The following is a 24890-nucleotide window of genomic DNA, read 5'->3' on the forward strand; positions in this document are numbered from 1 at the left end:
ACGAAAAAGGAGCGTAACCACTATGCACAAAACCTCAGCAAACTTTCAAGCCAGTATGAACACCAGACAAATGGTTCTTATTGCTCTCATGACCGCAGTCACCTGTATTCTGGCCCCTTTCTCCATACCTATTCCCATAAGCCCTGTTCCCATATCCTTGACTAATCTTGTCCTCTATATCAGCGTCTTTATTTTGTCATGGAAACAGGCCACACTGAGTTACGCAGTATATCTGCTGCTCGGCATTGCCGGGCTTCCAGTGTTTTCCGGGTTTGCAGGGGGGCTTGCCAAAGTGGCTGGCCCTACAGGCGGTTATCTGGCCGGTTTTATTTTTCTAACTATTTTGTCTGGATTCGTAATACAAAAATCATCGGGAAAATATCGGTATCTCTTCTATACACTAGGCCTGCTTCTTGGCACGGCAGTCATGTATGTCTTTGGAACATTTTGGCTTGCCGCACAGATGAACCTGACCTTCGCACAGGGTTTAGCGGTCGGAGTCCTTCCTTACCTTCCTGTAGACATTATAAAAATCGTCATTGCATTGGTTCTTGGGCCGATATTAAGGAAAAGATTGTGCAATATCCATTAAATTTATAATATGCAAAAAATCCCCTTTCTTCTTTTCCACCATTTGTGCTAAACTAAAAGTAATGTAACCGCGAAAGGAGATTTAAAATGGGAGGTTTTTTTGGAGTTGCTTCAAAAAATGACTGCACTCTTGATTTGTTTTATGGAGTAGATTATCATTCTCACCTCGGAACTAGAAGAGGCGGGATGGCTACGCACGGACAGGATGGATTTAACCGTGCGATTCACAATATTGAAAATTCACCATTTCGTACGAAATTTGAACGGGATGTAGAAGAACTGAAGGGGAACTTAGGAATCGGCTGTATTTCAGACTTTGAGCCGCAGCCCCTCTTAATCCAATCACACATTGGAAGCTTCGCTATCACTACCGTTGGAAAAATCAACAATATGGACAAGCTACTGAAAATTGTATATGAAAACGGCCATTCACATTTTCAGGAGATGAGCAACGGTCAGGTGAACGCTACGGAGCTCATCGCCGCGCTTATTAGTAAAAAGGATTCTTTTACCGAAGGTATCCGTTATGTGCAGTCGCTTGTCGATGGTTCCATGACACTTCTCCTTTTGACGGAAGAAGGCATCTATGCCGCAAGAGACCGTTTCGGCCGTACTCCTGTGGCCATAGGCAAGAAAAAAGATGCCTACTGTGTTTCTTTTGAGAGCTTTGCCTATATCAATCTGGGTTACACAAATTATAAGGAATTAGGCCCCGGTGAGATTGTATATATTACTCCCGAGAGTGTGGAGACGGTCAGCGCTCCCTGTGAAAAGATGCGTATATGCTCTTTCCTCTGGGTATACTACGGGTACCCCACCTCTTCTTATGAAGGTGTCAATGTAGAGCAGATGCGTTACAATTGTGGAAGTCTTCTTGCCAAGCGCGATGAAGGGACTGTCGAGCCTGACTGTATCGCCGGTGTGCCCGACTCTGGAATCGCCCACGCCATTGGGTATGCCAATGAATCCGGTATTCCCTACGCCCGGCCATTCATCAAGTATACCCCGACTTGGCCTCGTTCTTTCATGCCGACCAGCCAGAACCAAAGGAATCTCATCGCACGTATGAAACTGATTCCCGTTCAGTCGCTGATTGAAGACCGCAGACTTCTTCTAATCGATGATTCCATCGTACGTGGAACGCAGCTGCGTGAGACCACCGAATTCCTATATCACAGCGGAGCCAAAGAAGTTCATGTCCGTCCGGCATGTCCGCCACTGTTGTACGGCTGCAAATACCTCAATTTCTCCCGTTCTAAATCCGAATTGGATTTAATTACAAGAAGGATTATCAAAGAATGGGAAGGGGACAATGATGAGAAATATCTGTCCGAGTACGCAGACCCTAACAGCGACCGTTATCAAAAGCTGTTGGACGAAATCCGCCGTCAGCAGAATTTCACTTCACTGCGCTATCACCGTCTGGACGACTTGATCGAGGCAATCGGCATTGACTCCTGCAAGCTCTGCACCTACTGTTTTAACGGAGTAGAATAAAAATGACAAAAGGGACACGGTGTAACCTCAGAAATGGGGTTGCACCATTTTCTTTTGCTTACATTTTGAATAAAAATCGGCGCTTCTCCATTATCGCTCATAATTCTCTTTCTTTTCTAATTTGGAATATCCACAGAGTTTATCCACGGCAAGAGAAGCATTTGACTGAAAATAAATATCTTTTCCTCTATTGCTCTCGTACATAAAATCTCTTAACGGCTTGCTTGTATAATGGGAGAAATCACCGTATATAGCAAATTTCACTCCATAATTTATAAACTTTTGAAGGATCTCTCCTGCCATACAGGTACTCAAAATAAAGAAATCATCTACAATCGCTTCTTTATTTACCGCAATATTTTCACATCCGGTTTCAAACTTTACACTCATAATTAGATTAAGCGCTGTCTGAATATCCGTAATTAAGTGTTCGTCGCTATAGATAACAGCAACAGATACATTATTCTTTTTTACAACTTCTGTTTTCATTTTTATCTCCATCAATTCTAATATTTAATAGTTCGTCTGGCATTTTTGGTGTTGTTCATGGGGGTCTCCTGTTATTCGTATAAAGTATCAATCAAGTGGTCAGCCATAAAATCAAAAACTTCCAAATGATTTTTTGGCAAAATATCTTTGTTTTTGATATTCATAATCAGCGAATAGATAACGGAAATAGCCATATTGACATCACCTTTAAGTTTCAAAGCAGGGTGACTGGAAAAAAGTTGTCTGCTTAATTCTCCTGCTTGTTCCATTTCTTTTGCCTGTTCCTCTGATAGTTTGTTCATTAAAATTGTATAGTCGGTAGTATCCGAACCGTACAAAAAAGAATTCTTATCATAAGCTCGATAGATAAGCTTCAAGGCTTTTACCACACCTGATTTTCCTTTTTCTTCTTTCATTGCCGCCGCAGCCATTTCACAAATTTCACGCTGTACAGAGCATAATACCTCACAAAAAAGAGCTTCTTTCGACTCAAAAAAAAGATAAAATGCTCCTTTTGATATGCCAGCCTGTTTACATATTTCATCAACACTTGTTTTTTTATAGCCATACTGAGTCCAGTTCTGCTTGCAAATGTCACTCAAACTTTTTCTAATATTTTCTTTTTCTCTTTCAGAAAAGCTCCTTGCCATAATTCAGCCTCCTTTATATGACTAAAAATACCAATTCGGTCATAGTTATAATAACATTCAAATTCCCAAAAGTCAATCAGGAAAAAAATTTACTTTTCGCACAAAAACAGACAGAGTTTTTACACCCTGTCTGCTATTTGTTTATGCGTAGATTATCTAAATGCGAATGTGACTGTCCCTTTTGTCTCTTACAGTAATATATCATCCACCTTCGCATAATCGCCGATACGGTAGCTTTCAATCGCGTTTCCTTTCACCACATAGAGCTTATCTTTGATATAAACTCCTCTTGTTCCCATATAGGACATACCGTTTACTTCTTCTTCCATCTCCTGATGAAATCCGTTCGTACGGTCATAGCTGAATATATAATACATCTCGCTGTTTCCATATGTGGAGAATCCTATCATATTCCGTTCTTTATCGATGAGCACTGCACGATAGTCACTGAATACATCCGAAGAGTAAGCTCCTTTTATCGTATATTTCTGAACCTCCTTGACGTCAGCGGGGTCGGAGATATCGAACATGGACAGCTTTACTCCGTTCGTCACACCAGACTCTTCCTCGGTATCCATTCCGATTCCCAGCAATAGTCCGTCATCGTAAAGGTGGAGATATTGAGAGAAGCCGGGAATCTTGAGCTCGCCTATGATTTGCGGATTCTTGGGATCCGAAAAATCTACGGAAAATAGCGGGTCTGTCTGGCGGTATGTCACAAAATAGCCAGTCTTGCCTAACAGGCGGGCAGAATATACACGTTCATCCTTCGCAAGATCAGTAATCTTGCCCACGGTCTTCAAATCCTCGTCAAGAACATAGACAGCATTGGTTGTATTCGTAGTTGTATTTGTGGCCGCATTGATTGTCGTGACGATACGAAGATATCCGTCATATTCATCAATACTGAAAGAGTCGTTGATATAACCCTTTACCTTCCCCTGCGCTTCGCCCTTGAGCATGCCGTCTGCATATGAGATTCGGCGTACCGCCGTTGTACCTCCTGACGTAAGGGACTGGAACCGCGCGTTCCTCCAGATGCTCTCATAAATATAAATGTTGCTGCCACTGACATAGCATTGTCCATTTTCAGCCAGCACCGCTTTTTGATCTACTATCTCATCCGGTTTATCTGCCTTTACGGAAGTCACCACAGTATATTGATTTGCCGTATTCATAGGCGGCAGAAAAATATCGGTACCTGCAATTGATTTACCATTTACCATTGGAATATAGGAATCTATATCTTCTGATCTGCAGTCTCCCTCAACGGTAAAGCTACTGAATAGATACAGGTATCCGTCCACGAAGCGTGAGGTAAGATACCGGCCGCTCTGACTTAGCTTGGCGGTCAGTTTGGGATTCTCCCTGTCAGAGATATCGTAAGTCAGCAGTGTGGCGTCCTCTCCATAATAAAAATATACTTCATTCTCGTCCAGATTGGTCTTGGGAATATTACAAAGTACGAATAACTGGTCGCCTGCAACATAGAATTCCGATATCTGCGCCCCTCTCTCCGGACTGATAGAGCCTATCTTTTTCATGTCATCCCCCGAAGGATCCACAATCGCGATCTCTGCGGCGCTTTCTTTCAAGGCGTACAAATAATTGCCGTCAGTCTTGACAATATCCGCCTCCCCGACACCTTCCGTCCTTACGTTTGTATCAGAGTAGGAGCCTTCTGAGCCCCCATAAGCCTGAGGCGCCGCCCCTGTGTCCGCCCTATCCGCAGACGAACTCTCCATCTTTGCTTCCTCCCTGCCAGCCGACGCATTTTCATTGACTGTATCACCCAAAAAGCCGCTGCCACCGGACGATCTAGAAATTGCCTCCTCATAACGCTCAAAATACTGGAATACTTCATCGTAATCCTTCGCACTTGCAATGGTGCTGCCTACCGATACCTCCTCGTCTGTTCCCCCTCTGCCGGAAGAACTGTTCCTCATCAAAAGTCCATCAGCCCCGCCCATCTGTTGGTATATGGCGGCGCCTCCGATTACCACGGCAAGACATGCCGCAGCCAGCCAGTAACTGTAGCTGCGCTTCCATACTTTTTGTTTCACTCCCTCAAGCTTCTCTTTCATCTTATCCGGCTCAAGGCTTTCTGGTATCTTCACATCAGAGGCCGCGGTATCCAAAGCTTCCAGAATCTTTTTTTCCTTATCCGTCATCCTGATACCTCCTTTTTTACTCTTTTAATATCAAACTCATTTTTTCCAAGGCTCTGCTCCTTTTAGAGCGTACCGTATTGGCATTCAGATCGAGTATCGCCCCAATCTCTTTACTGTTATATCCGCCAAAAACAGAAAGGGATACTACCAGACGTTCCTCTTCGCTTAAAATAAAAAAGGCATTTTGTACGTCCTCCCTTAATCCGCTGTCGGCGTCGCCTCCCCCTGCAATATGTTCCGGTTTCAGCTCCGATTCCGTCCGCTCCTTTGCCTTTAGCTTTTTCCTGCACACATTGGAAAGTATGGTGAATATCCAAGACTTAAATGCCTCATCCTTCTTCAGCTTATGTATATTCTCATATGCCGATATCACAGCCTCACTAACTGCGTCTTCTGCATCCTGAGGATGCTTCATCATACAAAGTGCGAACCGGTACAATTCTTTATAAACACTGCGGTACAGCTCCGTAAATGCTTTTGCATCTATCACGGCATTCCCTCCTCCCTCATTCAGCTTTTTTGATATGGCGTCTGATATATATAAGAGTAAAAAAAAAGTCCTTCTGTTGCATAAACTTTAAATTATTTTCAAAAAACATATGGGGATGCACCACGCAATGCATCCCCATAACTTATCTTATCCTCTATAATAATTAATGAGGCACCCCTTCAAGATAATTTCACGCTCGGCGTCAGTAAGGTCGCCCAGCTTTAACTCTATTTCTTTTATGGAACCGGCCACTACATACGCCTTCACCACAGGACTCTTTTCTTCCACCGCCCTGCGTATATCAGGCACAAAGATATAGTCACCGTTCTTAAAAGAAAGTGTCGTGTGCGCTTCTTCCGTGATGAAAGGAAGCATGCCCCAGTTGATTAAATTAGAGCGGTAACGCTTCGTCGCATACTCATTGGCAATATTTGCCCAGCCGCCCAATACCTTCTGGCAGGATGCCGCCTGTTCCCGGGCAGAGCCGTCGCCTGGTTTTACCGCAAAAATGGTGCTTCCTACACCAATATTTCCTTCTCCGGCCTGCGGACAAATCTGTTGAATCTTCTCCATCACAGGTTTCAGCTCTTCCAGAACGTTCAGCGGGCACTGCCCTGCCTCGATAGCCTTCTGGGCTTTCTGTACTTCCTTGGCCCTTGCCACATAAGCAGGGTCTTTTCTTGACAAAGTAAATTCGGCCAGCCCAAGCGGATTGGAGCGGTAAGAGGAAGTCTCGCCGGATGGAATCAGCTCATCTGTAGTTGTGACCGGATCATGAATCTCAGATACCACTTTTAATACCAGATTCTGAGGCAGCGCGCTCATTTCCGGCCAGTCTTTGATATTGGGGCCAAACTTAATCTCCACATTCGGATCGGCAGCACCCTTGCTGTCGAACACGCGGTTCGCATAGATATTTTTATCAAAATGATACGTAGGATTCGTATATTCCACATCCATGTCCGTGGCCGCGGTCAAAAAGCCCTTATTCGCCGCTGTCGCCGCAATAGAGCGGGCGTCCATAAGCGCCACGGAAGAGATTTGTCCGTTCTGAAGCTTCGAGCCTTCGCGGTTCGGGAAGTTTCTGGTGGAATGCCGGATGGAAAATGCGTTGTTGGCTGGCGTATCTCCCGCGCCAAAGCAAGGGCCGCAGAACGCCGTCTTCACAATAGTACCAGCTTCCATGAGACTGGCCACCGCGCCGTTTTTCACCAGCTCCATATAGATTGGTGTACTTGCAGGGTACACGCTAAAAGTAAATTCATCAGAACCGATATATTTGCCTTTGATGATATCGGCTGCCGCACAGATATTTTCAAATCCGCCTCCTGCGCATCCCGCAATAATTCCCTGATCGACGTACAGCCTGCCATCCACTATCTTACTCTGCAGTGAATAATCTACCGCACCGTCCAAGGACACAAGTGCCCTCTGTTCCACATCGTGGAGCACGTCTTTTAGATTGGCATTCACTTCCTCGATGGTATACACATTGCTCGGATGGAACGGCATGGCAATCATCGGCTTAATCTCACTTAAATTCACATAGACCATTCCGTCATAGTATGCCGCTGCCCCCGGATTCAATTCCTGATACTCTTCACTTCTTCCATGAATATCATAAAATTCTTTAATCTTATCGTCAGTCTTCCAGATAGAAGAAAGACAGGTCGTCTCCGTCGTCATAACATCGATGCCGATACGGAAATCCGCACTCAGCTTATCTACACCCGGGCCGACGAATTCCATGACTTTGTTATTGACATAGCCATTCCCAAAGGTAGCGCCGATAATGGCAAGCGCCACATCCTGCGGGCCTACTCCCTTTGCAGGTTCACCGTCCAGATAGATTCCCACCACGCCGGGCATCTTAATATCATAAGTCTTATTCAACAGCTGTTTGACAAGCTCCGGGCCGCCCTCGCCCATGGCCATCGTACCAAGGGCGCCATAACGGGTATGGCTGTCCGAGCCGAGAATCATCTTTCCGCCGCCTGCAAGCATCTCCCGCGCGAACTGGTGGATGACCGCCTGATGGGGCGGTACATAGACGCCGCCGTACTTTTTAGCGCAGGTCAGTCCAAACATGTGATCATCTTCATTGATTGTTCCACCTACCGCACAGAGACTGTTATGGCAGTTAGTCAGAACGTAAGGAATCGGGAACTTTTCAAGCCCCGACGCTCTGGCTGTCTGGATAATACCCACAAATGTAATATCATGAGAGGTCAGCTTATCGAACTTAATCTGAAGCCGCTCCATATTGCCGGATGTATTATGAGATTTCAAAATGCCGTAAGCCATCGTCTGTTCGGCCGCTTCTTTCTTCGTCACGTCCAGACCAGTTTTACTCTTTACCGCCGCACACGCGTCCTGCGCGTCAGCGATGATTTCTATGCCATTCACAAGAAAGGCTCCGCCGTCATACAATTTCACCATCGTTCTACTACTCCTTTTCTGTCAAATTAATTAGTTGCGTTATTCCTCAGAACGGACAAACTTCATATGGTCCGCCACCATCAATGCGATTTTAAATGTAAGCGCGTCTTCAAATACCCGGACATCCAGCCCTGTCTGCTTCTGTATCTTCTCCAGACGGTACACTAATGTATTACGGTGGACAAAAAGCTTTCTGGCTGTCTCCGAGATATTCAGATTATTTTCAAAAAACTTGTCTACCGTGGCAAGCGTCTCCTCGTCAAACTGGCTCACCGCTTTACCAGAAAAGACTTCTTCCAAGAACATCTCACACAGCGTTATTGGAAGCTGATGTATCAATCTCCCGATACCTAGCTCTTTATAGGCAAGTATGTTCTTTTCCGCATAAAAGATACGCCCCACATCCAGCGCCATCCCCGCCTCCTTGTAGGACTGGGAGACATCTTTGAGCTCGTTGATAATAGTACCGTAAGATACGCGGACATTCACCATAGCCTCTGTATTTATGACATCCACCAGCATCTCGGCAATATGCACCGCCTCACGGTAGTCTTCGGTCTCCTCCAGCGCCTTGATCAATATGACGTGCCCTTCATCCACCGCCGTGACAAAATCCCCTGTGCCCGTGGCATAGATTCCCTTTACCATATCTAAAACAATCGTATCCTCAGGACTCTTCGGCTCCAGCAAAAAGACGATGCGCCGCTTCTCTACCTGAATCCCCAGCTTCTTTGCCTGATTATAGATATCGACTAGAAGCAGGTTGTCCAGAATAAGATTCTGCATGAACCGATTCTTATCCATGCGCTCACGGCATACACGAAGCAGGCTTTCCAACTGGCTTACCCCCAGCCTTCCGCAGATGCCAAGATCGGCGGCTGTCTGTCCCCGCTCAAGAGTCAGCACATAGACCGGCTCCAGCTCCTCACAGATAAGAAACATCGCATATTCTGCTTCCACCTTCTCGGAAAGATTCCCTTCCTCACGGACACTCCGGATAAAACGCCCCGTCTCCTCTAACGCCTCACGTCCCTGCACACCGGCAGACGCGACGCAGCTTCCCGCCATACTCCATATGGCGCAGACGCACCCGGTGATTTCCCCTATCTCATGTATCGTTCTCTGTAATATCTGATTGGATAACAAATTATCACCTACTCCCTCTAAGTCTTGTGCAATGTAAGGAAAAAGGGGCTGGTTTCATCAAACAGCCCCATACCCCGCCTTATAATCTCTTTAACAGCTCTTCCCGCTCCTTCTCAAATCCAGGTTTGCCGAGAAGGGCGAACATATTCTTCTTGTAACTCTCTACACCGGGCTGGTTGAACGGATTCACCCCAAGCAGATAACCGCTCACACCACATGCGAATTCAAAGAAATAGAATAATTGTCCAAGACTATATTCATCCTGAGCAGGAATGGTCACTTTCAAGTTCGGTACATCCCCGTCCGTATGAGCCAGAATCGTCCCGTTCATCGCACTCTTATTAACAAAATCCACAGTCTGTCCGGCCAGATAGTTAAGCCCGTCCAAATCCACCGTTTCTTCATTGATTACAATCTCTGCACTTGACTGTGCAATCTCCATAACTGTCTCAAACAGGATACGGTTCCCGTCCTGAATAAACTGCCCCATAGAATGCAGATCCGTTGTCAAATCCACGGCAGCCGGGAAAATGCCTTTTCCGTCCTTGCCTTCACTCTCTCCATAGAGCTGCTTCCACCATTCATTTACAAAATGGAGGCAAGGCTCATAGTTGGCAAGCACCTCCACAGTCTTACCCTTGCGCAGTAAAATGTTGCGCACCGCCGCATACTGAAGCGCCGCGTTCTCCTCGAAGGGCTGCTCTAAAGCGTCCTTTCTGGCATCCTGCGCGCCCTCCATCAGCTTCACGATATCCGCGCCGCTGGCAGCAATCGGAAGAAGGCCGACCGCGGTCAGTACAGAGAAACGCCCGCCCACGTCGTCCGGTACTACAAATGACTCATAGCCTTCTTCTGTGGCGAGATTCTTAAGCGCACCTCTGGCCTTGTCAGTGGTGGCATAAATTCTCTTCGCAGCCTCCTCTTTGCCATACTTTTTCTCTAGCATATCTTTAAAAATACGGAAGGCAATAGCCGGCTCAGTGGTCGTCCCAGATTTGGAGATGATGTTTACAGAGAAATCTCTGTCCCCGATCACCTCAATCAAATCACGCAGATATGTACTGCTGATACTGTTCCCGGCAAAATAAATCTCCGGAGTCTTTCTCACTTCCTGGGAAACCATGTTATAGAAGCCATGGCGCAAGAACTCAATGGCCGCTCTGGCCCCCAGATAAGAGCCTCCGATGCCGATTACGATCAAAACCTCCGAGTCACTTTTAATCTTCTCGGCCGCTTTCTGAATCCGTGCGAACTCTTCTTTATCATAATCTACAGGCAGGTCAATCCATCCAAGAAAATCATTGCCTGCCCCACTTTTTGAAACAAGCGTCTCCTTCGCGTCCGCCGCCAGTTTGCTCATGTACTCTACTTCATGTTCTCTTATGAATGTTCCTGCTTTAGAATAATCAAACGTTACTTTTGCCATTACTATCCTTCCTCCCTGAATTCAGTTTTAAAAACACTTAAGCATTGTATAACTTTTTGACCCTGACATCATTTTATCAAACTGACTGTACTTTAGCAAGTTAAAATGAACTGTTTACACCATCTCATAATACTGCTCAGCCACATTCAGCGCATGATCGCCAATACGCTCAAAATCTGTGAGCATTTCAGAGTAGAGGATACTCGCATCCGCTTTACAGGTTCCCTTTATCATTCTCTTCATCTGCTGTCTTTGGTATTTCTCACGCATATCGTCTATCTTCTGCTCACGCTTCGCCGTCCTCTCCAGCACGTTCTTCGCGTCCGGCCAGCCTTGGATTGTAATTGCATCTAAAATCTCCAGACAAACTGACTTCATATCCGAGATTTCCTGCCTTGCCTCTTCGGAAAAATCAGCCTGTCTCACAACAATATCCTCCGCATATCCAAGAATATTCATAGCATGGTCGCTCACCCGCTCCAGATTGCTCAATATCTTATAAAAACCGGTCAGCTTCACGGAATCCTGCACCGCCATCTCCGAAGGCATCACAGATACAATATATCTGGAAATCTCAGCGTTCAGATAGTCCACATATTCCTCCTTCTCAAGCAACGCTTTCTTCTCTGACAAATCGCTCTTAATTACAGCGTCAAAGCTGCCTGCCACTGTGTGCAGCACCATTGCCCGCATGCGCTCTACTTCCTGCTCGATCTGAGTCAGGACAAGTGCGCCATGCCCCACTATATAGCTGCTCTCAAAAGGACGGATGAATTTAAGCTCCATCTTCTCTTCTTTGGGTTCTTTCCCATCGGGAAGAATCTTCTGGGCCGCTTTTGCCATGAAATTGCCAAAGGGCAGCAAAAGCAGTGTAGTCACAATATTAAAGACGGTGTGCACATTGGCAATCTGCGCTACCGGATTGTGCGGAGTCAAGCCTTCCATAAATTGGGCAAAGGGTGTGAGCACACAAATGAAAGTAAAAATCACGGTGCCGATAATATTGAACATCAAGTGGATCAACGTGGTTCTTTTGGCATTTACTTTCGTCCCTATGGACGCAAGGACCGCCGTGATACACGTACCAATATTCTGGCCGAACAAAATGAATACCGCACTGGAAAGGGGAATCATCCCCGTGGCCGCCAGAGCCTGCAGAATACCAACCGATGCGGAGGAGGACTGGATTACCGCCGTAAATACCGCGCCGATCAAGATACCCACCACCGGATTGCGGAAGGTCGTCATAAAATGAATGAAACTTTCCGAGTTCTGCAGCGGAGCCATCGCGCTGCTCATCATGTCCATCCCGATAAAAAGAACGCCGAGCCCGGCAAATATCTCGCTGATATGCCGCACCTTCTCGCTCTTTATAAACATAATTGCCGCCACACCTAAAAAAGCAATTAATGGGGCGACTGCACCGATATCCAGCGCAATCAGCTGCCCTGTTATGGTCGTACCTATATTGGCGCCCATAATCACCCAAACTGCCTGATTCAATGTCATCAATCCGGAATTCACAAATCCCACCACCATGACCGTAGTGGCGGAGGAGGACTGAATCACCGCCGTGATAGCCGCCCCCACCAGAACGCCTTTGAAGCGGTTGGATGTAAGCCGCTCCAGAATCTGCTTCATCTTGTTACCGGCAGCAGTCTCCAGACCACTGCTCATCATCTGCATTCCATACAAAAATAAGGCAAGGCCTCCGGGCAATGCCAGCAAATCTTTTATCTCCATGTATATTCCTCTCCATCTGTGTTATTTACAAAGTTTATATAGCTGGGCAGACTGAGGCCTCTTCTTGCCATCCTCCCTGTAAATAATGTGGAGTGTATATATCGTAAACGAAATCAGCCAGATACCGGCTATCAGACCGCGCAGAAAATAATCTGCACGACACTGAAAAAGAAAAAGTAGAGGTAGATAGGCAGCCGGTATTGATACAACCTTTATCAAAACCCTGCCTGCCGTCTTCACTTGAACTGGACGAAATACCAGATCAACAGATTGTACACTGATATCTGTACTGTGAATACTTGCTGAGTCTAAGGTGGTATCCGTTTGTAGTAAAAAAAACACCCCTATGAAAAGGGAAAGTAAAAGCAATGCTTGTCTAATCATCCGGCTCATAAGGCTGCTCTCCTCTCAAAAATACTAATGATATTCTAGCATATGAAAATGAGAATTCCAATAATATAAAAATATTTCAAAAGAAAATGCCGGAACTTTCGTTCCGGCACCGTATCGTTATTTTGTTACAGCAGAAGCTGTCAGCACTTTTTCATTCTCTTGCGTGATTTTCTCCTTCAGTTCCTGAAGCCTCACCTGTTTCCCGGTCAGAGCCTCCGCCTCATCATCGGTGTAGGTCAGGGGCCTTCTCACATATCTGAATCCTGCCTGATACGCTGAATCAACTGTGACGCCGTTCTTTCCAGCATTGCAGTGTACCGCGATTAAGGAGCCGTCGTCGTTTCGGCCTACCACAATACCTACATGATTGATGCCTGCCGCGTTGGGCTGCTGCAAAAATACAAGATCGCCCGGAAGCGCTTCTTCCTCCGAAACTGCCTCGGACATTGCCCACTGAGTGGCTGTACCGTGACCAATCAAAGAGGCCGCCGCAGAATTCTCATACCCGTTTACAAAGGCCCATGTCACGAATCCGCTGCAGTCAAGCCCGTAGTTCTGAATCGTTCCGCTGGAGCTGGTTCCCGCCGCAGTCACCTGAGCCGGATTTCCCCATCTGTCGTCCCATCCAACTACCGAGGACTTGCCGCCCCAGAAATATGGAATCTTGCCTACCAGACTATAGCCCGCCGCTACAACCTGTGCTCTCTCAGCCGATACATCCCCGCCGAGGCTCTCAAGGATAAATCCCTCCGCCCCCGTTGCCGCAGAACATAAAAGTGAGAAGCTTGACGATGTATATTCTTTGAGAAATGCAATTTCATTCTCTGTAAGTGTCTCTTTATTTGCTTCTATATAAGCGTCGATATACTGTGGTTCACATATAAGCTCTTCCGCTGTAATGGTCGGTGTATTCATCTCGCTGAGTAATTCAGCCAAACGTGCTTTACAGGAATCATCCAATCTAAATTCTGTCACGCCGGCCCGGCTCTGTTCCAAAAGGTAGACTGCCACTATATCCTGCCAGTTCTTGACGGATATCTTTAAGTCTTCTGCCTTGATTTCCTCCAGCACAACATCCTCTGCCACCTGAACCTTAGACACGGGTTCCTCCGGCGCCGGAAGTTCCGCCGCCTCTGCTTCTGCCTGCGCTTTCTTTGCGGCAGCCTCAATGGCCTTTTTCACTGACGCTTCTCTATATTCCGATTCAATCTCTGTAAGTATATTGGCAAATGTCTCAGAGAATTCAAGACGGTATGTATCTTTCAACTCATCTACATAAAATCCAATACCCGCCTTAAGTGACGGACTGGCAATGCTAAGAGACGGAACGTCTTCCTTACTGCCGGCAAATGGGTTCCCTACGCCCGGCAGGCCATTACTTTCCAAGGAAGCATTCCCCTCAGCTGGTTTTTCTAAAGGTTCTGACGGAGCTGGCGTCTCTATATCAGGATTTCCGGCATCGGGATTCTCTGTATCCGGCACTTCTGTATCCGGATTCTCTGTGTCAGGCGTTTCTATATCCGGATTCTCTGTGTCAGGTACTTCTGTATCCGGGTTCTCTGTATCAGGTGCTTCTGTATCTGGATTCTCTGTGTCAGGTGTTTCTGTATCTGGGTTCTCTATGTCAGGCGCTTCTGTATCCGGGGTTTCCACATCAGGATTCTCAATATCCGGTGTCTCTCCGTTTGGCGCTTCTGTACTTGGTACTTCCGGATTCACCGTCGCCTGAGAGTCCGTTGATTCAGGCGTTACCTGTTCCGGAATAAGTTCACAATCAGTAAGCGCTATTATCTGGCCATCCGGCAGAATCACCTTGTCACCATTTACCGTTACGGTCACTTGCTGTCCGTTATATATGGCAGTGCGCGTTTCTTCGCCCGCCACCAAAACTGCCGTGTTGGACACGAGCATGACCGACGCTATTGAAACACACAATAATCTCATTACTACTTTTCTTTTCATCTTCTGCCCTCCAATGCTAAGTTTATATATATGCCTTTCTTTCCAAGAATCAGAATAAAACTACTTTATATCACTATATCAAAAGAAAGTCATACTCCGGTCACATGAAGTTCATTTTAGAAAAAATTATCGAGTCATTTGTGACCTTAGCACAAATTTAGTATACACCCTAAATCTAAAATATGGTAGGTAAATAAAGCTAAATGTTTATTAATTTTTCTGCTCTTCTTCTTTTACGGTTTCAACCGCTGAATCAAGCAGCCGTATCAATTCCAATGTACTCCTGAAGGACTCCTTCTTCTGCTTTTGAACCCACAATATGGTACCCTGCCATGTGTTATTATGACTCCCTTTTATATCAATAATAAATGTCTGTCCGTACAGTTCTACTTTCCTAGTCTTTTTATCCATGACAATCGCTCCTTAAACCCTCATTCAGAAGTCTTATACATTCCAATGTAGTTGCAAATTTTCCTCTTTTGCCGCTCTCCATACATGTGAGCATACCCTGCCACTCTGCACTGTGCCTTGTGAGCATGAGCATCTCAAAGGTTCCTTCTTCTCCATGCATAGCCTTGATCTCCTCATCTGTATGATATCTTTCGGGCTGTCCACAATAAGCACAAGGTTCATCCGTTTCTCCAAAACTGCGTAAAATCTGATGCGGCTGTGGATGGCCGATTCGATTGTATACACTGTCAATTTTAATAATTAAATCGGCAGCGTCATAAAATTCCACCACATCCTTACAGGCAACTCCACATATCCATCCTTGGAAGCATTCCGGCCGGCGCTCCCGGAAACATATGCGGATGCTGTTTGCCGGCAATTTTGCTTGTTTTGTATCACTCATATCCATCATAAACCTTTCCCTATTTAGGCAAATCCCAAAAACCCATTTCTTCTAATCCAAATTGCAGGCCCACCCGCTTCTTATTAAGATTCAAAAAGCCGGCTTCTATTCTGTGGACAACTATCTTTGCCGTCTCATACTGACATGTCGGCAGGAGAATCAAATACTGTGAGCCACTATATTTTGTAATTACATCACCGGCACGTAGGGAATTGAGAAGCACCGTCCGCAGTGTCTGCATTGCTTCTCCCAGTATATCAAGATAAGCCTGAGAGTCCGTTTTAATCTCCTGTCTGGGAGTCACAGTGACGAGAACTAGATATTCCGAAATTCCCAAACGTTCCGCGCGTCTTTTTTCTAACTGATAGAGCTTCTTAAAGACACCATATTCACAGTAAAAAGCTCCTACATTATCGTCTTCATCCATTTCTTCCTTGATTACCTGAAGACTTAATTCCTCTTCATGTGTCTGCCTTAAAATATTCTCATAAACCTTCCGCAGATTCTGCGAAGGGCTGATTCCTAAATTTTCATAGAGTGTATCGACTGCTTTATGATATTGTTCCCTCGCAAGATAGAGCTTATTCTGGTGGACTAAAGCCTGCACGCTTAGGCAATACAAATCTTCATCCAGCGGCTCCAGCTTTAGGGACAAACTACAGACTCTACTCATCTCTTCAAATCTCTCTGCCTCTTCCAAAAGCCCTGCCAGCTCTTTTACAGCAGACAGATACATAGAGTGATAATACGTAGAAAGTGACAGCGCCCAATACTCTCCCGTAATATTAGGGAGAAACATACCTTTGTACAATTCAACTGCCTTCGTAAGAAGCCGGATTTTTTCTCCCTGCTCATTTACATCTGCGGCCCTGCCGCAACATGTTTCAAACTCTTCGGTATCAAGCACCAGCGGAAGATTCTCATTGAGCCGGTATGTCCCGTGCCCTGTGATGATAAAATCATACTCGGGCCAAGTTCTTTTCAGTAAAGTCCGGAGCCGGTATATCAAGTTCTTAAGTGCTCCCGCGGGATTTTCACTTTCTGTCTCTCCCCACAGTACATCGATAAGTTCCTGTGAAGGAATCTCTCTCGTCCGGCAGCATAAGAAATACGAGATAAGTCTGGTCAGCATCGTAGACCAGATTTTCTCTTCGTCAAGCACAATTCCCTGCGCTGTCATGCTGAAATTACCAAACATCTGAATCTTTATTTTATTATGTTCCTCATTCATAGCATCACTTCCGTTTGTCAATAGCCGCCGCTGTTATCTGAAGTATCACTGCCAACCCAATAAGCCCCGCTGCCGCGAATTTACCAGAATTACTGGTAAACACTTGCGCAATTCTTCCCATCCCGGGAACAGTAAGCATCACTTTCCCTATGTAATTGTCATAAGGGACAGGATTCATATCCTTCTTATCATTGGCGTCACCTTTGGTAACAAACTCACTCATAATCTCACTGTTAGCCACGACCCTATGGGTGATAATAGAGGCGCCGTCCATTGACCCATAAAATGCAATGACATCTTCCTCATCCACCTCCTCAGGCGGTATCCCCTTTACATATACAAGACTGCCTGTGGAAATAGCCGGTTCCATACTTCCACTTATAACCGTATATATATGAAATCCAAACACCCGCGGTACAGTAAGTGGAAGACAGACAAGTACAAGTATTATTAGTAAAACAGTGCCCAGTGCACTGCAAACAACAGCCACTGGGCTCCTTTCCTTTTTCCCTCTGCTCAAAACTGGTTTCCCCTTTTATCACATGAAATATAGTTTTATTTTGCACGCTTCTTTAAGTATACAACCAATGCTGTCAATGCCGCAAGTGATAATACTATAATCGCGATACCAGCCGCAATCGGTGCTTTCCTGCTAGTCTCTTTTTCAGAAGCGTCTATATTTGAAGTTGGAGTGTCTTCATCGTCTAAGTCCACCAGTCCTTGTGGCGTCTGTTCATCTGGATTTTCCACTGTTCCTCCGCCTTCGGTCTCAGGCGTCTCCCCTGTTCCCTCGGTGGTACCTGCTTCACCGGCTGCTCCTGTTCCTCCTGCCGTACCTGCAGTTCCGCCTGTCGTGGCAGGAGTTCCCACTACAGTTGTCACCGTAGTAGTAGTCTCAATAACCGTTCCTGATTCACCCGGTGTATACATAAAGTCAAAAACATTTTCTGCTTCATTTGCACTTAATGTCTTCGTCAGCGCCAATGCCTGCGGTACATAGTTTTCAATATACTGATATGCCACCACCGGTTTGTCACCCACATTGCCGTAAAATGTACTGCTTGGAGCAAGTGTATTGCCGTCGGCGTCAAGATAGTTCACTGTATAAGCGACCATGTTCCCCTTGACACCATAGGCTACCACATAATCCGCGTCTTCTGTTATTTTAAATGATACTACAGCTAAAGCTTCTTCATTGTCTCGCCCACTGCGTCTGAAGCCCTTCACATAATACTTACTGTCAGTCACCTGCACGTTATCGATACTAAGGTTTATCCCACTTCCTTTGCGAATATCCGTAAGCACCTCTTTGTCTGCTCCATTGATAGTACCCTTATTTCCCGCTGATATGGTCAAGGTATATCCGTACTCATCGGCTGCCAGTGCATTTGTAAAAGAAAGAGCGGAGAACAGGCAGACTATAAGGATAGACACGAGCATCTTTTTCCATCTTTTCATCTCTGCTACTCCCCTTTCCTTCTGCGGTATCTGCGGTTCTTCTTCATCGTCACAATGCCTAAAATCAGGAGAACGATTCCGCTTATCATCGCCAATGCACAGAGCAATAATATTTTCGAAGTATCGCCCGTCTTAACGACCTGTTTAATCACTTTGTTCGTTGTAGTTGTTCCACCTTCGGCTACCTCCTCAACCGCAAAATTCATCTGCAGCTTTGCAAGTGTCTGCTGGTAACCGTTACCCTGAGTCTCACCGTCTACCTTGACCCAGAGATGAACGGTTCCCTTCTCTCCATTGCCAAGGCGGTCAAGATAGAAGTAATCTTTCAGCGTATCTGATGCCTGTTTCAGGCCTTCCTGCCCTTTACCGGCGTCTTCTCCTCCGACTGTCGCGCTGTCATACAGCACTTTCGTCTCAGAGCTGTTTACATAAGTCAGGCGGTATTCATACACACCACCGGAAGCCTGCTCATTGGCATCCTCCAAAGTCTGGATGACCTCATTGGCCATATACCAGTCTGTCTTTCCACTGGCTGAATTCTGTATCTGAACCTTCAGTTCAATGCTGTCACCGGGCTGAACAAGGGCCGCCTCATCTGCCAGATTAGAAGAGCCAAAGTTACTGTCAAGCTCCTTGCCGTCAAAGTTGACAAGCCAGCCGTCCTTCCCCTGATGATCCTTTGCATATGTTGTCATGGAAGCGCCTACAACCATAATCATTGTCATGGCAAGGCACAAAATTTTCTTTTTCATGTTCTGTACCTCCTATTGTAAGCTTATACTTGTTTCGTCTGATGACACATTGACATCCACGCCCCAGGCGCTCTTGATCGCGTCCTTCGCATTATTGGTCTGTACTGCGTTGACCTCCGCGTCCAAATGGAATGTGTAACCATTGTAGTCATATACATACTGTATCGTCTTTCCGTCAGGTGATACTTGCTTCGTCACCATCTCGGCAATTTTATTGTCGATTCTGATCGTGTCGGAAAGTTCGGGTGTAGTCTCTCCTGCCGGAAGCGCCTGTGTATAGTAAAGTACTAACCGCTCCGGGGAAGATGCTACCTTGGCCTGCTCCCAGCCATTGCCTGTCAGGTTCAGCTCAATAAGCTCCGGTGAGAGATCTGTCGCTTTTCCTGCCTCATCCTGCCAGCTCTTTGTGATGATAACTCTGACAAATGTATCGATGTTGCCGCTGTTCTTCACACTCAGCTTTTCCTCATATTTCTTACCCGGCGTCAGCTTGCCGTCCTTGCCGAGCATATCGCTTAGAAGCTCACCCTTTGTCTCGGCCCATTCTCCGCTGTCTGTATAATTCTTGCTGCTGATTTCCTTGCCATTCTCCATAAGTGTTACGCCGATACTTGGCATATTTACTTGAACCGAATAGTTCTCACTGTAATATGTTAACGCCGCTCTTGTGCTTCCGATAGTACTTCCAAGCAGCAGAAGCGCTGATGCCGAAAGGAGCAGGACCGGTTTTAAAGGAAATGACTTTTTATTCTTTTTCATTTTCTACCTACCTCCTACCTGTTAGTCCGTACTGTCGGAAGTTATCACTCTGTTCCAGTCCGCGATTCCATTGCCCTCTGCATCGTAGACAACCGGCGTACATTCCTGAACTACTATAATGTTGAATTCTTCCTTCTTATCTTCTTCTGTGTTCTTCGGATATTCAAATGTTACTAACAATTCTTCTGTGCTTCCTCCTGCCGGAAGTACGGAATCATAATACCAGTACCCGTCTCCCCCGTCTCTCCAGCTGCCGGTGGGCTTATAATCCACATCGATTACTGAAAATACCTTCACTCTCACAAAACAGTCATAATCTCCAATATTGTTAATCACGACATGCTTGCCGTCTCCGTCTACCGTTTCCTCCACCTCTGTCTCGGTAAAACCGATGTTGAGCTGCACAGCCCCGCTCGCTTCGGAATGAGCGGTAAAGTAAGCCATCGCACTTCCTACGGAGAGAGTGGCAGTGAGGGCCAGCGCCGCTGCTGCCAGAAGAACAGGCTTTTTATCAAACTTTATTCTCATCACTCATACCCCCTACTCTTGTGCGTCCGCATTGTCATTCATCTTATTCCAGTCATACTGATTATTTTCATTTAACTTAAAGTTATTCACGACACCATAGCCGCCCTGCAGGTGCCCGTCATGCTGGTTCTGGAATCCTGCTGATACGGTGTCATCCGCCACGATTGTCGTGTTGACGGAATCACTGCCCACTGTTTCATAACCCGCTCCGCTGTATATCTCAGTCACTACAACATCAGAGCCTGCCGGAATGTTATCAATCACCGCTGATTTACTTCCGTATCCGTCGAAGGTCAGTGCAATCTGTCTCGCCTCCGTCTTACCGTCCAGCGTGGTAATATCAATCTGGAAAACAAAGGTGGCTTTCTCTCCAAGTGTAATATGATGGTCGAGCAACTCTTTTGTAATTTCCAGAGAGCCGAACCGCGCTGTCTGTTCCGGCTTAAGACCGACTGCGTTCGCTCCTGTTAAATCGTAGACCCATGTATCGTCTCCACTTGCGTAATAATAATTATTTGGCAGCGAAATGAGGTATGGGGTGAAATTATATACATAGTTGGCGGCTTTTACTTCTTCCGCCGTTATCAGATATAACCCGGTGGCAAGATTACTGGCAAGGGCCTTTCCTCCAACTGTGGTTGTTGTAGCGGCCGGGGTAGTACCTTTTATTAATTTATTTGCCTCTTCTGCCCTCTTGAGCCATGTATCTGCCGAGCTGTTATTATTTTCAACAGAACTCAAATCCAAACTTTCGAACCCTTTCTCCGCTTTATAAGCCCCCGTCTCGTCGATGGATGCAACCTTATAAAGATTAATCGGGACACCACCCTCTATCGTCTTTAGGTCCTCATAATCTCCGCCGATTGAAAATTCAACAGAACAGGAGGCATTGGTGTCTACCGCGTTCGCTGCCCGTGCTCCCGGCAGACTAAGTGCGGAAAACGCAAGAGCTAAAGCCAGTAATACAGCACTTCCTTCTTTTACTCTCTTCTTCATCATCGCATCTTATCCTCCTTAAGAAATCTTGTTAGCTAATGCTTCCTGTTCTCTTTCCTTTTAAACAGGAACTTCATTAATAGTATCACAAGTATCGTTATAGATAACCCTAATATCAAATATATCATATAGTAATTCTGGACTGACTGGAGCATGGAATCGGCCAGCGTCTCGGTCGCCTCTTCTTCTCCGTTGTACGGTACTCTTGTTCCTCGTACTAGTAAACGGTGGGAATTCACTCCATAGGGAGTGCAGGTAAATAATGTCACATAGTCCTTTCCCTCTTCTATCTGCAGCGCCCCCTCCAGCGTCTCATGGTCATCTTTTTCGACCATATCAAGTATCTGATCCACTTTATAGGCAAGCACCTCGTCCAGCACATGTATATAAAATTTGTCGCCCTTTTCCAACTGATCTGCGTCTGTGAAAAGTCTGGCGCTTGGCAGCCCTCTGTGAGCCGCAAGTACACTGTGTGTACTCTCTCCGCCTATCGGGAGCTTGGTGCCGTTCAGGTGCCCGGCCCCGGTCTGAAGTACCTTATCCGCAGTCCCGTGATAGATAGAGATTTTAACATTAATCTTGGGGATGGATATATAACCCATAATACCATCCTCTGCTATATTAAGAACCTTCCAGTAGTCAGTTCCTGTGACATCCTCACTTGACTCGCCGAACACATCCGTATACAAGTTATTCTGCTGCATCGTGTCATTGAAATTTCTCGCAGCTTCCCACTCTCTGGTGAAATCTTCCGGCTCCATCTCATTTACGACCTGTTCATAATTGCTAATCAATTTACTCTGTCTGTAGGTGTTCCACTGGTTGGCAACCGTCGGATAAACGAGAATTCCAAACCCTATCAGAAACAGCAGGCCAAACAGGACTGTGGAAATCTTTCTTTTCATATCTACTCCTTTTTTGGTTCCTCTTCAGCCGCTTTGCGAATCTTCTTCTCGCGCCTGTACAATACGAAAACTACTGCACCGGTAACAGCCAGACCTACAATCACCCAAAGGAGATAATTGGTATGCAGACTGAACACTCCAAGTGGTGACGCTTCGTCCTCAACTTCCTTTTCTACATAGGGCACTCTGTGTCCTCGTACCAGAAGCCGCTGCGTATTCACACCGTAAGGTGTGCAGGTGAGGAGTGTCATCAAATCTTCTCCTTCTTCCACCGCAAGGCTGTCCGTCTCTTCCGGCTCTACCACTGATATCTTATCTACTTCGTAACATAAAGTCTCATTCAATACGTGGATTAAGAAATGATCTCCTTCCTCCAGCTTATCTAAGTCTGTAAAGAGGGACGCGCTCGGCAGTCCTCTGTGCGCCGATATGACAGAATGTGTGCTTTCACCACCAACTGGAAGGGAACTTCCTTCCAAATGCCCCACTGCTTTTTGAAGAACCGTATCTTCTGTTGTGTGGTAGATTGGAAGCTTAATATTAATCTTCGGTATCTCCACCATCCCCATCATACCATCTTCCGCAATGTTGAGACAAGACATATATACTTCATCCTCTTCCTCGGTGGCATCTGCCACTGCGAAGGAATCGGGCAGGATACTGGGAAGCAGTGCATTGTTATACGCCGCCGCCTTCTCCATCTCGGCCTTATAATCTATCTTTCCGGCCGCTTCTTTTTCGGATACTACACTCTCGTAGTTGCTGATTAACTGCTTCTGCCTATAATTGTTCCATTGGTTGGCTACAAAAGGATACAGCAGTAAGGACAAACCAGCTAAAAATATAAGACAAACAATAATTGTAGTTGATTTCTTTTTCATCCGGACTCTCCTTGTTGTTGTATACTTTTTTATGAATCCGGGGCGTTTACCGCCCCGGATTATCTAACATCTAAATGAATTACTTTGTATGTTTTTTGCGGCTTGCGAAGAATAACGCTGCTGCTGCAATCATAATCAGGCATCCGCCAACTGTGAAGATTGTTGTACCGATACCACCTGTTCCCGGAAGAGCGGAAAGCTTGGTATCTGTCATAGAAGCAGTACCTTTAACGGTTTCTTCTAATTTCTCATCAACTGTTCCCCATGTGGCTACGGAGTCTGTAGCATTGATGCTATATCCTTCCGGTGCTTCAACTTCTTCAAACTTATATGTTGCGCCTGCATCGAGACCTTCAACTTTTACAGCACCGTCTTCACCAGTAACTACTTTAGTAGCTTCCGCTTTATTCGTTGTCCAAGCAACAAATTTATTGTTAGCGTCGAATTTCGCGTAGTTCTTTGTTCCTTCAACTTCTTTGTATACTACAAACTTAGCGCCTGCAAGTAATGCTTTATTCTCACCTGTCTTTGTCAGCGTGATTTCTCCTGTAACAAGCTTATCGTAATCTGTACCGTATTTTGTGTCGTTTTCTCCGTCCCCCGCTTTTACAGTATTTCCAATAAGTGTATCTGTTACGATTGCCTTATAAGTAAGAACTAATTTGTTATTTGCATCTTTGTTTCCGGTTAATATTTGGCTTAAATCAAGCGTAAAGGTTTCTTTGCCTTCTGTATTTACAGTAGGCGTTACTTTGTAAGTTGTAGCTGCATTTGCGCCTATTTTTACACTAACCTCAAGATCGCCATCTGCATTTAAAGCATACTTCGCACCAGAAATGGTATCTGTAATGATATACTTCGGATTTGAAACATTTGCCGCAATATACGGAACCGTTGTCTCAACATTGTATGTAACTTCACGGCCGATTTCAACTACTTTATCTTCATCATCATTTGTTTTAATAACAGTAGTCGGTACTCTTTTTGCTTCTATTGTAGTACTCTTTAATGTCTGCGGCACGCCTGTTGAAGCGTTGTAATTTTCAAATGAAATATATGCTGCCATTGAACTATATGCATAACCTGTTTCTTCACCTTTAATAGCATAAACACCGGCCTTTGTAACTGTAATCGGACTCGCTGTTACTGCGCTTAATGTCTGAGTGGAAAGGACAGCGTCTAAAGCTGCCTGAGTCTTAGCTGCGTCTCCACCCTTAATTAAAGCAGCGATAACCGTCTGTGCGTCTGTAGCATCATATGCTGTTAGATAGGAAGCTTCAATAGCGGCATTGGAAAACTTCCAACCTGTTACTGTCGTTGTGTCAGGCTCAATTACCTGCACATATTGAAACTTAGCTGTTGAACCTGCGTTATTAATTGTAATAGTAGCTGTTTTGTCAGCTGCAAATGTTGTCATGCTCATTCCGAGCACCATAGCCAATGTCAATAACACGGCAAAGATTTTTTTGATTTTACTCATAATCGTTCTCCTTCTCTTTTTGTGGGCCCTGCCCAAATTTCTCATTTTAC

General features: G+C 45.6%; 24 protein-coding genes. 2 read left to right on the forward strand and 22 right to left on the reverse strand.

The window, feature by feature from the left end; all coding sequences use genetic code 11:
- Positions 1-22 precede the first annotated feature (22 nt).
- Together BN6465_RS19725 and BN6465_RS19730 are read left to right on the forward strand one after the other, a co-directional pair.
- A complete protein-coding gene (locus BN6465_RS19725) occupies positions 23-592 on the forward strand; it encodes a biotin transporter BioY (RefSeq protein ID WP_066738506.1) in 570 nt (189 codons plus the stop codon).
- A gap of 86 nt (positions 593-678) precedes the next feature.
- Complete coding sequence (locus BN6465_RS19730) at positions 679-2088, forward strand: amidophosphoribosyltransferase (RefSeq protein ID WP_066738508.1); 1410 nt, start codon at positions 679-681, stop codon at positions 2086-2088.
- Positions 2089-2178: 90 nt separating this feature from the next.
- On the opposite strand, the gene BN6465_RS19735 is transcribed toward BN6465_RS19730, so the two are convergent.
- From BN6465_RS19735 to BN6465_RS19840, 22 genes are all read right to left on the reverse strand, one after another.
- Positions 2179-2577 (reverse strand): DUF4180 domain-containing protein, encoded by a 399-nt coding sequence (locus BN6465_RS19735; RefSeq protein WP_066738510.1) that lies wholly within the window; start codon positions 2575-2577, stop codon positions 2179-2181.
- Positions 2578-2648: 71 nt separating this feature from the next.
- Positions 2649-3227, reverse strand: a complete 579-nt coding sequence (locus BN6465_RS19740; protein ID WP_066738512.1) for a TetR/AcrR family transcriptional regulator — start codon at positions 3225-3227, stop codon at positions 2649-2651.
- A 188-nt stretch (positions 3228-3415) separates the two neighbouring features.
- Complete coding sequence (locus BN6465_RS19745) at positions 3416-5398, reverse strand: beta-propeller domain-containing protein (RefSeq protein ID WP_066738514.1); 1983 nt, start codon at positions 5396-5398, stop codon at positions 3416-3418.
- Positions 5399-5414: 16 nt separating this feature from the next.
- Positions 5415-5888: an RNA polymerase sigma factor gene (locus tag BN6465_RS19750; protein ID WP_066738517.1), complete on the reverse strand. Its 474-nt coding sequence runs from the start codon at positions 5886-5888 to the stop codon at positions 5415-5417.
- Positions 5889-6035: 147 nt separating this feature from the next.
- Positions 6036-8327, reverse strand: a complete 2292-nt coding sequence (locus BN6465_RS19755) for a hydratase (protein WP_066738520.1) — start codon at positions 8325-8327, stop codon at positions 6036-6038.
- A gap of 39 nt (positions 8328-8366) precedes the next feature.
- On the reverse strand, positions 8367-9473 hold the full coding sequence (locus BN6465_RS19760; protein WP_066738523.1) for a PucR family transcriptional regulator: 1107 nt from the start codon (positions 9471-9473) through the stop codon (positions 8367-8369).
- A gap of 79 nt (positions 9474-9552) precedes the next feature.
- Positions 9553-10899 (reverse strand): glucose-6-phosphate isomerase, encoded by a 1347-nt coding sequence (locus BN6465_RS19765; protein WP_066738532.1) that lies wholly within the window; start codon positions 10897-10899, stop codon positions 9553-9555.
- A gap of 114 nt (positions 10900-11013) precedes the next feature.
- Positions 11014-12642, reverse strand: coding sequence for a Na/Pi cotransporter family protein (locus BN6465_RS19770; protein WP_066738534.1), 1629 nt, complete (start codon positions 12640-12642; stop codon positions 11014-11016).
- A 21-nt stretch (positions 12643-12663) separates the two neighbouring features.
- Complete coding sequence (locus tag BN6465_RS19775) at positions 12664-13035, reverse strand: hypothetical protein (RefSeq protein WP_066738538.1); 372 nt, start codon at positions 13033-13035, stop codon at positions 12664-12666.
- Between the two features lie 117 nt (positions 13036-13152).
- A complete protein-coding gene (locus BN6465_RS19780; RefSeq protein WP_066738542.1) occupies positions 13153-14997 on the reverse strand; it encodes a C40 family peptidase in 1845 nt (614 codons plus the stop codon).
- Between the two features lie 210 nt (positions 14998-15207).
- On the reverse strand, positions 15208-15408 hold the full coding sequence (locus BN6465_RS19785) for a hypothetical protein (RefSeq protein ID WP_066738545.1): 201 nt from the start codon (positions 15406-15408) through the stop codon (positions 15208-15210).
- Positions 15401-15859 (reverse strand): VHS/ENTH/ANTH domain-containing protein, encoded by a 459-nt coding sequence (locus BN6465_RS19790; RefSeq protein ID WP_154670296.1) that lies wholly within the window; start codon positions 15857-15859, stop codon positions 15401-15403. Before BN6465_RS19790 ends, BN6465_RS19785 begins: the two co-directional genes overlap by 8 nt.
- Positions 15860-15869: 10 nt before the next feature.
- Positions 15870-17081 (reverse strand): AfsR/SARP family transcriptional regulator, encoded by a 1212-nt coding sequence (locus BN6465_RS19795; protein ID WP_066738552.1) that lies wholly within the window; start codon positions 17079-17081, stop codon positions 15870-15872.
- 4 nt (positions 17082-17085) lie between these two features.
- Positions 17086-17571: a signal peptidase I gene (locus BN6465_RS19800; protein WP_066738829.1), complete on the reverse strand. Its 486-nt coding sequence runs from the start codon at positions 17569-17571 to the stop codon at positions 17086-17088.
- Between the two features lie 65 nt (positions 17572-17636).
- Complete coding sequence (locus BN6465_RS19805) at positions 17637-18539, reverse strand: MucBP domain-containing protein (RefSeq protein WP_066738554.1); 903 nt, start codon at positions 18537-18539, stop codon at positions 17637-17639.
- 5 nt (positions 18540-18544) lie between these two features.
- Positions 18545-19291: a sortase B protein-sorting domain-containing protein gene (locus tag BN6465_RS19810; protein WP_066738556.1), complete on the reverse strand. Its 747-nt coding sequence runs from the start codon at positions 19289-19291 to the stop codon at positions 18545-18547.
- A 12-nt stretch (positions 19292-19303) separates the two neighbouring features.
- The gene (locus tag BN6465_RS19815; protein ID WP_066738557.1) at positions 19304-20050 is read right to left on the reverse strand and encodes a hypothetical protein; all 747 of its coding nucleotides are present in this window, start codon (positions 20048-20050) and stop codon (positions 19304-19306) included.
- 21 nt (positions 20051-20071) lie between these two features.
- Entirely contained in the window at positions 20072-20578 is a 507-nt protein-coding gene (locus BN6465_RS19820) for a hypothetical protein (RefSeq protein ID WP_066738559.1), read from the reverse strand.
- 12 nt (positions 20579-20590) lie between these two features.
- Positions 20591-21577, reverse strand: coding sequence for a DUF5979 domain-containing protein (locus tag BN6465_RS19825; protein ID WP_066738560.1), 987 nt, complete (start codon positions 21575-21577; stop codon positions 20591-20593).
- A gap of 32 nt (positions 21578-21609) precedes the next feature.
- Positions 21610-22479: a class C sortase gene (locus BN6465_RS19830; RefSeq protein ID WP_066738561.1), complete on the reverse strand. Its 870-nt coding sequence runs from the start codon at positions 22477-22479 to the stop codon at positions 21610-21612.
- 2 nt (positions 22480-22481) lie between these two features.
- Positions 22482-23360 (reverse strand): class C sortase, encoded by an 879-nt coding sequence (locus tag BN6465_RS19835; RefSeq protein WP_066738563.1) that lies wholly within the window; start codon positions 23358-23360, stop codon positions 22482-22484.
- A gap of 79 nt (positions 23361-23439) precedes the next feature.
- The gene (locus BN6465_RS19840) at positions 23440-24840 is read right to left on the reverse strand and encodes a SpaA isopeptide-forming pilin-related protein (RefSeq protein WP_066738565.1); all 1401 of its coding nucleotides are present in this window, start codon (positions 24838-24840) and stop codon (positions 23440-23442) included.
- Positions 24841-24890 lie beyond the last annotated feature (50 nt).

This window comes from Bariatricus massiliensis, assembly GCF_900086725.1.
GTDB classification, from domain to species: domain Bacteria; phylum Bacillota; class Clostridia; order Lachnospirales; family Lachnospiraceae; genus Allocoprococcus; species Allocoprococcus massiliensis.

Excerpts from the sequence above, each read along its gene's own strand:
- BN6465_RS19725 (WP_066738506.1), top strand. The coding sequence starts at position 23 with ATGCACAAAACCTCAGCAAACTTTCAAGCCAGTATGAACACCAGACAA.
- BN6465_RS19735 (WP_066738510.1), bottom strand. The coding sequence starts at position 2,577 with ATGAAAACAGAAGTTGTAAAAAAGAATAATGTATCTGTTGCTGTTATC.
- BN6465_RS19765 (WP_066738532.1), bottom strand. The coding sequence starts at position 10,899 with ATGGCAAAAGTAACGTTTGATTATTCTAAAGCAGGAACATTCATAAGA.
- BN6465_RS19790 (WP_154670296.1), bottom strand. The coding sequence starts at position 15,859 with ATGATGGATATGAGTGATACAAAACAAGCAAAATTGCCGGCAAACAGC.
- BN6465_RS19775 (WP_066738538.1), bottom strand. The coding sequence starts at position 13,035 with ATGAGCCGGATGATTAGACAAGCATTGCTTTTACTTTCCCTTTTCATA.
- BN6465_RS19830 (WP_066738561.1), bottom strand. The coding sequence starts at position 22,479 with ATGAAAAGAAAGATTTCCACAGTCCTGTTTGGCCTGCTGTTTCTGATA.
- BN6465_RS19780 (WP_066738542.1), bottom strand. The coding sequence starts at position 14,997 with ATGAAAAGAAAAGTAGTAATGAGATTATTGTGTGTTTCAATAGCGTCG.
- BN6465_RS19805 (WP_066738554.1), bottom strand. The coding sequence starts at position 18,539 with ATGAAAAGATGGAAAAAGATGCTCGTGTCTATCCTTATAGTCTGCCTG.
- BN6465_RS19820 (WP_066738559.1), bottom strand. The coding sequence starts at position 20,578 with ATGAGAATAAAGTTTGATAAAAAGCCTGTTCTTCTGGCAGCAGCGGCG.
- BN6465_RS19840 (WP_066738565.1), bottom strand. The coding sequence starts at position 24,840 with ATGAGTAAAATCAAAAAAATCTTTGCCGTGTTATTGACATTGGCTATG.
- BN6465_RS19810 (WP_066738556.1), bottom strand. The coding sequence starts at position 19,291 with ATGAAAAAGAAAATTTTGTGCCTTGCCATGACAATGATTATGGTTGTA.
- BN6465_RS19795 (WP_066738552.1), bottom strand. The coding sequence starts at position 17,081 with ATGAATGAGGAACATAATAAAATAAAGATTCAGATGTTTGGTAATTTC.
- BN6465_RS19745 (WP_066738514.1), bottom strand. The coding sequence starts at position 5,398 with ATGACGGATAAGGAAAAAAAGATTCTGGAAGCTTTGGATACCGCGGCC.
- BN6465_RS19770 (WP_066738534.1), bottom strand. The coding sequence starts at position 12,642 with ATGGAGATAAAAGATTTGCTGGCATTGCCCGGAGGCCTTGCCTTATTT.
- BN6465_RS19825 (WP_066738560.1), bottom strand. The coding sequence starts at position 21,577 with ATGATGAAGAAGAGAGTAAAAGAAGGAAGTGCTGTATTACTGGCTTTA.
- BN6465_RS19740 (WP_066738512.1), bottom strand. The coding sequence starts at position 3,227 with ATGGCAAGGAGCTTTTCTGAAAGAGAAAAAGAAAATATTAGAAAAAGT.
- BN6465_RS19755 (WP_066738520.1), bottom strand. The coding sequence starts at position 8,327 with ATGGTGAAATTGTATGACGGCGGAGCCTTTCTTGTGAATGGCATAGAA.
- BN6465_RS19785 (WP_066738545.1), bottom strand. The coding sequence starts at position 15,408 with ATGGATAAAAAGACTAGGAAAGTAGAACTGTACGGACAGACATTTATT.
- BN6465_RS19730 (WP_066738508.1), top strand. The coding sequence starts at position 679 with ATGGGAGGTTTTTTTGGAGTTGCTTCAAAAAATGACTGCACTCTTGAT.
- BN6465_RS19835 (WP_066738563.1), bottom strand. The coding sequence starts at position 23,360 with ATGAAAAAGAAATCAACTACAATTATTGTTTGTCTTATATTTTTAGCT.
- BN6465_RS19815 (WP_066738557.1), bottom strand. The coding sequence starts at position 20,050 with ATGAAAAAGAATAAAAAGTCATTTCCTTTAAAACCGGTCCTGCTCCTT.